We start from the raw sequence: 7,558 nt of genomic DNA on the forward strand, positions 1-7,558 counted from the left end.
GTGTTGTTTATAACAATTCTTCTGGCATAATAACGGAATGTGTTTTTTGTAATCAAATAGTATTTAACAATAACAAAGGAGAACAACAACAAGGAGAACCTGTTTTATTGACTTTGATTATTTTATCATATAAAATAATTACTGCCCGGTGCAAATGGTAGCGGTAAAATTATCTTCTTGTATTTTGCATAGTGCTGTGTTACAATGTCACTTGTTGGCCCAAGAAATGTCCCAGTAGCTCAGCTGGATAGAGCAACGGACTTCTAATCCGTAGGTCAGGGGTTCGAATCCCTTCTGGGACGCCAGTAAAATCAAGGCTTCTAGCGATTTCGCCAGAGGCTATTTTTTATATTTGGTGCCCGATTTCTCCAAACACCTCACCAAACAGCACACTTCTCTCTAATTTATCGACCGCCTTTTTTGGCATACCGGCATAAGGTGTGTATAAATGTCCGAGGCAATACCAATCCCTGCATGACCCAACCGCTCACAGATAAGTTTCAGGGATTCCCCTTGTTTTAGCAGCAAACTTGCATGGGTGTGGCGCAGGCTTTTTAGCCCCTTCCCCCTTTTTCAACTTGCTTCAGCAATATCTAAAAAGATTTCGTAAATTATTGCAAAAATCCTCTATAATGTATAAGGCTCAAAGAAAAAGAAAATAAAAAAGCGGCAAACGCCTTAGTTATTTAACCGTACTTATTTTCCAGAAAGAGTTCAAAAGACATGAATAAACCCGTACCACTGTCATAGTGATACGGGATACTTTTTAGGGAATTTATAAAAGCTACTGCTTGCTTTACTAAGAGTGCTGATCACTAATTTTACTGTTATTTCATTCCTGGACAATATTTCTGCGCATAGCTGGTAAACAGTTGAAGGTGGTGTTGCTCATCCATGATGATTCTTTCCAGTAGCTCTTTAATGTAGGGGTCATCAATCATTTGCTGGTGCATCCTGTAATTCTGGATCGCCATTTTCTCCGCCGCAATATCGGAGGCCAGCCTGTCACAGATGTTCTGCCCGTAGTACACAAAGGATGCATTCCAATAAACAGGTTGGTTATGGGTTAGTGTTCGGTACTCGGGCTCAACCCCCAGCATACGGATGGTTTCGCCAAGCAATTCAAGGTGATGCATCTCTATAATAGAAATACATTCTTCCAACTCCGCTAAATCTTCATATTTTTCCTCAAATGTCAGGTAATGATACAAGTATTGGTTAATCGCAGTCATTTCGCTCACTGCACCCGCGTAATCCTCCAATATAAGCATGGCATAATAATGATTGGGACGAACAACCCTAGGCTCTGGATACGGAGCAGTCAACGCACACCAACGGTTAACATGTTCTGCGCCTGAAATGCTCAAGGATTTATTCTTGATGTCATCACACAAAGGGTACTCCCCTCCTTCCAACTTTGTTTTTAAATTATTTATACAGAGATTGAAAAGGAATATTACAAAAACAAATTTTCCTTATTTTTCATAAATGTATGTGCTGGTCTCGGAGTAGTTAGTTAAAAGACGTCAAAATCAATGCGACCTTCATTTTTATGGTCGCCTTGATTTACTATATACTTTTAACCCCGGCCATCCCTATCTGGCGTTTTGATTTTTCTTTCCATTTGTAGATAAGTAGCCCCAGTGCCAGCAACGCCGTACCCAGGGTGGTCAACTGGGCTGCCTTCAAACCGCCAAGGATCGTCAAGCTGTTGGCCCGCCAGAACCCCAGGGTAAACCGGACTAAGGAGTAAAGCATAAAGTAGGTCAACGCCACCGCACCGTCAAAGGGTTTGCGCCTAAATATTCGCAGCAGGATAAATAAGATGGCAATATCCGCCGCCCCCTCTATGATTTCCGCCGGAAATAGGGGCTGTGCCCCGTAGGCAGCATAGGCGGGAGTTCCTTCCCTATATATAACGCCGACGGGTAAGCTGGTGGGTATGCCGTAAGCGTCTCCGTTCAACAGGCAGCCAATCCTGCCAATACCCTGGCCCAGGATTAAGCCCGGAGCCAGTACGTCGGCAAATTCCCAGGCAGGGAGTTTATGCCTACGTATAAACCAAAGGCAAATGACCAAACCAGCCACTACTCCACCCTGGATGGATAATCCCCCGGCCCACAAAATACCTGCCAGAAAGGCAGCCCAGAATGTTACGTCAACAGTCATGCCCAGCCCCCTGAGTTCTATTAGCTATACGAAAAACAGGCTACCCGTAAGGTAACCTGTTTTTTACTTTTTACATTCTGTGGGCCATTGGCAACAGAAACAGGTATACGTTGAAGACTACCAGGGCCAGGATCAGAATGGCAAAGGGAATGACGGAACCCATAACTTGATTTTCTTTATAGACCCCCATGCCGCTAAAGCGGCACCAGCAGAAGGATGAAAACTATATTTTCAGGATAGTTGGCTTTGGCAATGCGGTAAGCGGTGTAGATAGATGCCAGGGTGCCCAAGTACCAGCAGTGAATACTGCAGGAATACAATTCATACATGATAACAGCAAGAACAATTAAGGTTGGCCACTGAAAAATCTCGGGATACCACTTGCTTTTTAATCTTGAATCCGGTAAGAAGTAGGTTTTTTATTTTCGGATAGAAAAACCATTTCCAGATACCAGCGCCAGACTTCTTCAGGAGGGAGATCCTCCATGTTAGTAACGATAATTTGTAATCTTATAGTTCTTTAAAGTCAAAGGATATTTGGTCACCGCCAGAGACAGTGTTAATTGTTTCTCTGATAAAGACAAACCGTCTGACCCTTTCCCAGGAAGGAAGCGGTACAGTTATTTCAGAAACAGCATATTTATCATCCAGTTTTCACCATGATTGTTGTTCATTCAGGTAACCTATGATCATCCTTGATTTTCATATAACCAGAGTCAAATTTAAGAGCGTTCATATGGTCAAATCTCAAAAGTCCTAGGGCAGAACAATCATGATATCAATTATTTCAGCTGCACTGTAAGTACAGTTGTGATGCCGGGTTACCGTTAAATGCTTCTGTACGATTTCAACAAGCCCAATGGCCTGTTTTAGAACTTCAAACAAGCCGAAATTGCCGAAACTGGTAACGCAGTTGTTATCAAAGGTTACTGGTAAGTTAATTTTTCTAATTAGTCCCTCTAACCTGGAACAAGCTTTTTGGTGAGTACGCTGGAGTTTACGTTTTTGCTGACGTGTAAGGTTTTCTGATTGATTATTGGTAAGTAACTGTGGTACCCTCATTATGAAGACACTCTCCTTCGTAATGGTTTTGTTTAGTCACTTTACCAATTCACGAAAGAGATGAGTGTCCTCTTTTTTGTTAAATTTTTTACAACAAATTATTCTGATCAGGTCTTGTGGGTTTTTCTTTTTTACTTACCGGATCTAAGTTAATATTTAATGAGATGGCAAAGAAATTATCTTCCCTGAACGGTTCTATCCTGAAAATATAATTTTCATCCTTGCTGGTGCCGCTTTAGCGGCATGGGGGTCTATATGGTCAAAATCACTCTTACCCTGCACAACAAGCCAATGTAATCAATAGCAACACTTCCATTAGAAATATGAGGATTCTTTTGCCCTGCAGCCATTGTTTTGTTTAGCCGTGTTTTTATTTTGGTGTTAGCCAATAACGCACCTATAAGAGCCAGACCGGAATGAGTTGTTAAATCGTCGTTACCTTGTTCAATTTCAAAAATAGTTAGCTTATCATCGTTCTTGAATTGGGTTTGGGTGCCACAAAGAGTTTATTTCACTGATTCAGGTTAAATAAATGGAGCCCCCCTAACCGAGGAGCCCAATCATTCTTATTCCATATTCATAGTACATTCTTCGGCAGTCATACCGCAGTCAGGACAGTTACCCGCCTTCATCATTTCAATATGGGACTTCCAATCCTGTCCTACAGATTGTTTTAAAGCTGCCTTGCAGTTATTCAACATCTGAACATAATTGCTCCTGTCACTGCTATTGTCATTGGCTGCAAAAGCAGTAGAAGCAATAAGTAAACTGGAAGCTAAAGACAGAGTAATGATTGAAGTTTTTTTCAATTGGGTAACCTCCCTTGTTTATTTTTACTCAACATAAAAATGAATACAGTAAAAAGTTCACATCCCTGTTACAAAAGTAACACATTTTTGTGATACTTTTGGTTTTAGTTATTAAATTCAACTACAACCCCTTTAAAATTAAGTAACAAGGTCGAATAATTAAGTAGACTAAGTATGAAGGGTGAACCTGCATGAAATTGAATAACCCGTTTTCAGATGCTGTTTCCTGCCTTGACCGGGATGTTTTGGACCATACCCGGCAATTGGACCGTATCATCGGCAGCTTTAGGATTATGATTGCCCTTTTTATTGTTTTTGTTGAACTGAACCTAGGCCATACCAGCCCCCGGGCAATGGTAGGCTATACTTTGCTTTTCCTGTACTCTACCTTGTGGTTATTGATGCAAGCCCGCTATCCCTCGCCGAAGATCGGCAAGTGGGGCTATTTTCATTTTGTAGTGGATTTGCTGGTTATGGGCACTTTTACTTTTTTGAAGTCAACGTTAACCACCAGTTATCACGACGGGCTTTACATTATACTGGTTCTTATTTACCTGGTCCGCTTCGGCAAGCAAGTGGCCATCAGTTTTGCCGTCATAGTTTCAGCAATTATCATTTATGTTTGTCTATGCAGGCATTTTGAGCATAATATCTCCCTTTTTATTTTGCTGGGCACCATGCTGGCCGTCATTTATTTTGTAGGCAATATCATGGACCTAGAGAAAAGTCTCCGGGAAAAATTAAGATATCTTTCCACCCATGATCAGTTGACCGGTGTTTATAATTTCCGGTACTTTCAGGAGCAACTGATCCACGAACTGGAACGGGCCCACCGTTACCAGCGCTCCTTATCCCTGGTCATTTTTGATATCGATGATTTTAAAAAATATAACGATTCCTTCGGTCATGATGCAGGCAACCTGGTGTTGCAGGCAGTGGGAAAACTAATAGAGCAGCATATCAGAAAAACCGATATCATCGCCCGGTACGGCGGAGAGGAATTTGTGCTGATCATGCCCGAAACAGATAAAATCGGGGCGGTAACGGTCACCGAAAGAATCCGCCAGGCCATCTCATCCCATGATTTCCCACACCGGCAGATAACCGTATCCGCCGGTATAACGGAATATCCCGCAGAAGCACAAGATGCCCAAGAACTGTTTAAAAAGGCAGATAATCTCCTCTACCAGGCTAAATCCTCCGGTAAAAATTGCTCTTGTTATTAGCGGATAGCTGTTGGTCAAGTGCGGATGTACATTCTTTTTTGTTACAAAAATGTCATATTTGGTACAGCAGGTAAATAGCAAAAATAGTCGAAAATTGTAATAAGTAATAAATGTATTTGCTAGGGAGGTGACTATTGCTACATAGTTGGGATCATTCCAATGTCTAAACGAGTTGCAATAAAAGGAGTCAACAAAATGTTAAAAATCAAAAAGGTATTCCTGGTAGCAGTCTCTTTAATATTAATGGCTGCACTGGTAAGCGGTTGCGTCGGCAAGGAAGAGAAAAAGGCTGATACCGCCGCCTCTCAGGAACAACACCAAATGCAGGGAATGAATGCCAGTGATATAGTAGGTATGATGAACCTGAACCCTGACATGATGATAGAGGCCATGAGTTCCCCCGATGCAAGCCAATCAATGACCAAAATCATGAGCTCTGAAAAAATGATGCCCGTCATGATGGACATGATGCACAACTCCGATATGCAGAAAAACATGGTGAAGATCATGAGTGACCAAAAGACCAGAGAAGCTATGGTCAAAATCATGTCCGACCCGGCCATGATGCAGCCTATGATGGAAATAATGGCCGACCCCCAAATGAAAGATACTTTCATGGCCATGATGAAGGACCCCAAACTAATGCCGATGGCCAAAGAAGCAATGAGTATAAAATAATTACCTTTATAAAGGAAACAGGCTCCCACTGTGTGAGAACCTGTTTCTTATTTTTTCCCTGTTTTATCCTCATTGAGTAGGGAGTGTACAAAATTTTGTGTAATTGGATTATTCCGTTATGATGTTGGGTAGGCTTATAGTGGCTCTTACCTGTCGGGAGGATAGGGCAATGCTGGGGAGCAACCCGAGCGCCCCGCAGGGTTCTGCCGGAGATAGCTGAGGATATTATTCCCAGCTTTCTTCCTTTTATRACTATCTCCGGGAGAACTAAAGCGATAAACCCGTTACCTAACCCATTGTTTTTAGGCAATCCCTGGCTGAACTCTATCCCCAAAGTATATTGCAAGTTGGGAGATACAATTCCTCCATTCCCGGATTGGCATAGTCCACTTCTTTGAGATTGATTCTGTTGCCAGGTAAATAATCTTTTTCAAAGCATCATCCGTTGGGTAGGCAGTTTTGGTTTTTGTCACCTTTCTTAACTGCCGGTGGTATCCTTCAATGATGTTGGTGGTGTAGATCATTTTCCTGATCTCATAAGGGTATTCAAAATATGCCGTTAGTTCCAGCCAGTTGTTTTCCCAAGACTTGATGATGATGGGGTGTTTCTTACCCCATTTCTCCTTAAATTYCTCAAAGGCAAATTCAGCCTCTTCAAGGGTCAAAGCCTGGTAAACCTTCTTAAGGTCAGTCATTACTGCCTTCTGCTCTTTGTAGGATACATATTTCATAGAGTTACGAATTTGGTGAATGACGCATAATTGTATCCTTGTCCTGGGGAAAACAGTGTTAATGGCCTCGCTAAAGCCGGAAAGACCGTCTTTACAGGCTATTAAAATGTCTTCAACGCCCCTATTTTTAAGGTCATTGCAGACTCCAAGCCAGAAACTGGCACTTTCATGCTCGCCAATCCAGATGCCTAATATTTCTTTTTGACCGTTCATGTTGATGGCCAGTACACTGTAGGCTGCTTTATTTACTATACGGTTTGAAGTGAATAGCATCAAGGAAGACTACCGGGTAAACCCGATCCAACGGTCTGGATTGCCATTCTGCAATCATAGGTAGGATTTTATCAGTTACTTTGCTGACCATAGCTGCAGAGACTTCAATGCCGTAAATATCCCGCATATGGTCCTCTATATCCCTGGTGGACATGCCCTTAGCATACATGGCAATAATTTGTTCTTCCAGTTCATTGGCCGTAGTTTCGTATTTCTTGATGATTTGTGGTTCAAACTCGCCGTTACGATCACGGGATCTTAATTTCTGTTCTGCCCATTTGGGTCTGAACAGTCTTTTTACTGTATCCGTTCCTACTGTTGCCAGAAAGATCCCCGGCAGGGTCATGTTTTTCATAGCCCAGGTGGGCATCCATTTCCGCCTCGAGAATTTTTTGAATGGTGTCCTTAAAAAGATCCCTCAGCATGTTATGGACATCATCCATGCTTTTGCATTCCTTAGCTAATTCTGTAGCCAATCTGTTCTTTACAGAGTCATCTACCAGTCGGCGGAGGATGGTCTGGCGGATACCATTAAGCCGAGGCTGGAGGCATCCGGCGCTGACTCGTTCCCTACTGGTCATTGATGAAATCTGACAAGGAGCTGACATTA

At 42.3% G+C, this 7,558-nt stretch carries 6 protein-coding genes, 1 tRNA gene and 2 pseudogenes; 3 read left to right on the forward strand and 6 right to left on the reverse strand.

Annotation, left to right across the window (positions count from 1 at the left end; genetic code table 11):
• Window positions 1–228: 228 nt before the first annotated feature.
• Window positions 229–305: transfer RNA gene (locus tag P378_RS18695), tRNA-Arg, on the forward strand.
• 522 nt (window positions 306–827) lie between these two features.
• On the opposite strand, the gene P378_RS18700 is transcribed toward P378_RS18695, so the two are convergent.
• The 5 genes and pseudogenes from P378_RS18700 to P378_RS18725 form a co-directional block, all read right to left on the reverse strand.
• A complete protein-coding gene (locus P378_RS18700) occupies window positions 828–1,394 on the reverse strand; it encodes a ferritin-like domain-containing protein (RefSeq protein WP_238473191.1) in 567 nt (188 codons plus the stop codon).
• Between the two features lie 175 nt (window positions 1,395–1,569).
• Window positions 1,570–2,169 (reverse strand): prolipoprotein diacylglyceryl transferase, encoded by a 600-nt coding sequence (locus tag P378_RS18705; RefSeq protein WP_099084265.1) that lies wholly within the window; start codon window positions 2,167–2,169, stop codon window positions 1,570–1,572.
• Between the two features lie 756 nt (window positions 2,170–2,925).
• A complete protein-coding gene (locus P378_RS18715) occupies window positions 2,926–3,231 on the reverse strand; it encodes a hypothetical protein (RefSeq protein ID WP_099084003.1) in 306 nt (101 codons plus the stop codon).
• 133 nt (window positions 3,232–3,364) lie between these two features.
• A pseudogene (locus P378_RS18720) lies at window positions 3,365–3,689 on the reverse strand (hypothetical protein); the annotation flags it as partial.
• Between the two features lie 108 nt (window positions 3,690–3,797).
• The gene (locus P378_RS18725) at window positions 3,798–4,040 is read right to left on the reverse strand and encodes a hypothetical protein (RefSeq protein ID WP_099084266.1); all 243 of its coding nucleotides are present in this window, start codon (window positions 4,038–4,040) and stop codon (window positions 3,798–3,800) included.
• A gap of 191 nt (window positions 4,041–4,231) precedes the next feature.
• Here P378_RS18725 and P378_RS18730 point away from each other — a divergent pair, with 191 nt between their 5' ends.
• Both P378_RS18730 and P378_RS18735 read left to right on the forward strand, forming a co-directional pair.
• Entirely contained in the window at window positions 4,232–5,266 is a 1,035-nt protein-coding gene (locus P378_RS18730) for a GGDEF domain-containing protein (protein ID WP_099084267.1), read from the forward strand.
• 195 nt (window positions 5,267–5,461) lie between these two features.
• Complete coding sequence (locus tag P378_RS18735; RefSeq protein ID WP_099083688.1) at window positions 5,462–5,944, forward strand: hypothetical protein; 483 nt, start codon at window positions 5,462–5,464, stop codon at window positions 5,942–5,944.
• Between the two features lie 302 nt (window positions 5,945–6,246).
• On the opposite strand, the pseudogene P378_RS18740 reads toward P378_RS18735, so the two are convergent.
• Window positions 6,247–7,391, reverse strand: a pseudogene (locus P378_RS18740) (IS256 family transposase).
• Between the last annotated feature and the right edge of the window lie 167 nt (window positions 7,392–7,558).

The sequence above is a fragment of the Desulforamulus profundi genome, assembly GCF_002607855.1.

Excerpts from the sequence above, each read along its gene's own strand:
- P378_RS18715 (WP_099084003.1), bottom strand. The coding sequence starts at position 3,231 with ATGAGGGTACCACAGTTACTTACCAATAATCAATCAGAAAACCTTACA.
- P378_RS18730 (WP_099084267.1), top strand. The coding sequence starts at position 4,232 with ATGAAATTGAATAACCCGTTTTCAGATGCTGTTTCCTGCCTTGACCGG.
- P378_RS18705 (WP_099084265.1), bottom strand. The coding sequence starts at position 2,169 with ATGACTGTTGACGTAACATTCTGGGCTGCCTTTCTGGCAGGTATTTTG.
- P378_RS18735 (WP_099083688.1), top strand. The coding sequence starts at position 5,462 with ATGTTAAAAATCAAAAAGGTATTCCTGGTAGCAGTCTCTTTAATATTA.